Origin of the sequence: Candidatus Effluviviaceae Genus V sp. (genome assembly GCA_014728125.1) — a bacterium.
GTDB lineage: Bacteria > Joyebacterota > Joyebacteria > Joyebacterales > Joyebacteraceae > WJMD01.
On record WJMD01000019.1, the window covers coordinates 1 to 2,516 of the forward strand.

The following is a 2,516-nucleotide window of genomic DNA, read 5'->3' on the forward strand; positions in this document are numbered from 1 at the left end:
CCGAGGCCGGCGCGCGCGTGCTCCGACAGGAGCAGCACGCCGACCCGCTTCTCGCGTGCTCTCTCGATGACGACCGAGAGCTCCTCTCTGCGCTCATCGGAGTCCGGCGTTCTCACGAGCAGGACGTTCGGTCTGAAGATCGTGCCGCTCATCGCCTCGAGACTGGCCATCAGGTTCTCGCCGAAGGTGCCTGCCTCCACGACGGTCGACGACGTGAAGACGCCCTCGTCCCGCAGGGACTCCTCGAGCCGCGGCAGCTCCTCGGCGAGTTCGTCGCCCTCGCCCATCTTCGCCAGACCGAGGAGCTTCACCGAGCCGCGCTTGTACGCGATGTTCCAGACGAGCCGGTAGAGGCCCCGGATGTCCTCGATCCGTTCGACCGGGACGATGACGTTCGACCGCCAGACGCGTTCGCTCGGCGCGCCGAGCCGGGCGACGCGCTTCGCGGACCACTCAGCGACGGCGACGAAGAGCCCGCTGCGCACATCGCCGAACGGAGCCTTGAGTTCGCGACGCACGAGGAACCAGTACATGCCGAGGACGATGAGGGCGGCGATCAGGCTGAACGTCGGGTTCACGATGAACATGACAACGAAGCTGCCGAAGCCCCCCACGGCCGGGACGAAGATCGGGACGCGAACGAGCGGCCTGAAGCTGACGAGGCCGAGGCTCTGCTCGAGGAGAACGACCATGTTGATCATGGCATACGTGATCAGGAAGAACATGGTGATGAGCGGGGCCACCGCGTTCAGCTCTCTCAGCATCAGTGCGCCGAACACGACGACGCCGGTGGCCACGAGCGCGTTTCGCGGCTCCTTGTTGCTCCCGAGCCTCGCGAACCAGTGGGAGCCGGGCACGATGCCGTGGTCACCGAGCGCCTGCAGGATACGGGGGGCCCCAACGATCGAGGCGAGTCCGGAGGAAAACGTCGCGCCGAGCAGGCCCGCGAGCACGAGCCTGGGCCAGGCGGCGTTGTCGATGAGCGCGGTGTAGCTCCCGCGGAGCGCCTCCGGGGAGGCCGACCGCGCCAGCCAGAAGGCCAGCCAGAGGTAGACGGCCAGACTGACGCCGATCGCGGAGAGCGTTCCCAGGGGGATTGCCCGGCGCGGGTTCCTGAGCTCCCCGGACATGTTGACCCCGGCCATGATGCCGGTCGCCGCCGGGAAGAAGACGGCGAAGACACCCCAGAACGAGATGCCGCCCGCGGGTGACTGCGGCCCTCCCTGGAAAGTTCCCCACCACTGGACAGGTTCGGTCAGACCCTCGCCGGAGAACGCGGCCGCCGCGACCGAGATGAGCGAAGCCACGATCACCGCCAGGACCACGAACTGGATGCGGAAGGCGAATCCCGCGCTCACGTAGGCGACGGCGAAGAGCACGACGAAGACCCCGAGATCGACGTAGAGAGCGGGGTGGGAGGGGAAGAGCCAGAGCCAGCCGGTGCGGAATCCGAAGATGTAGAGGGCCACCGCGAGCGTCTGGGAGAGGTAGAGCGGCAGTCCGATGCTGCCGCCGACCTCGAGGCCGAGGGCGTGCGCGATGATCGAGAACGCTCCGCCCGCGCCGACGCGGATGTTCGTGACGATCGAGGAGAGCGAAAGCCCGGTGAAGAACGTGACGCCGAATGAGATGACAATGATGAGCCACGCGCCTATGACGCCGGCGTTGCCCACGACCCAGCCTGCGCGGAGGTACATGATGACGCCGAGGATCGTGAGGAGCGTGGGAACGAAGACGCCCTCGAACGTACCGAAGCCGCGACGTTCGACGCGCTTCTCCTCGCGAACCTGTTCGTCCAGTGTGTCCTCGGACTCTACGGGAGGAGATTCCCCCTCCGCCCTCGGTTCCTGTTCGTTCTGCCCGGACTGCTCGTTCTCGACCACAACGCCCTCCGCATCAGATGCGTATGCCCACGCTTCGCTCTTATGATTTCTGATGATATGATGTATACGCTTACCAATTCGCCGGAGCAATCCCATTCCCCACGACCGTCAGCGCCGTCATGCGCCTGGCCGTCGAGCTCGACTGGACGCAGGTCGTCTCACACCTCCATCGCACGGCGATCGCATCTCGGTTGGTTGGGACAGGGAGGCGCACACGCGGAGCGCCGGACTTCACACCCGCCCGCTCGTTGCGGTCGGAGCACTCAACCCTGTGCCGGCCGCTACGGTAGCTTGGGGGAGTCCGGTCCACGCTCAAGGATCGTCTCAGGTCTCATCACAGGCATGGGGTCCATCGGAGGCGGGGGCGGTCTGAGGGGTGGGGGATGACGCAGGCTCCGCGACGGTCGCGAGCACCGGAACGTCGGCGCGTTCGGCATCGCGGTCGCGTGGTCCGGCCTCGAGATCGCGACCGCGCGGGACGTGTCGGACGCGGCGTCCTCAGCACAGGATGCTTCGGACCTTGTCGACAAGCCCTCGGATAGAGTAGGGCTTCGAGAGGAACGGATAGCCCCTCTCGTACGGATTGCACGGACCCGACGTCTTGCCCGGGTATCCACTCGCGAGCAGCACGCG

1 protein-coding gene is annotated in these 2,516 nt (G+C 66.6%); it reads right to left on the reverse strand.

Annotated features, from left to right (window positions below):
* Positions 1 to 1,979 (reverse strand): Na-K-Cl cotransporter (locus GF405_01170; GenBank protein MBD3366767.1); only part of this gene is annotated, 1,979 nt, incomplete at its 3' end.
* Between the last annotated feature and the right edge of the window lie 537 nt (positions 1,980 to 2,516).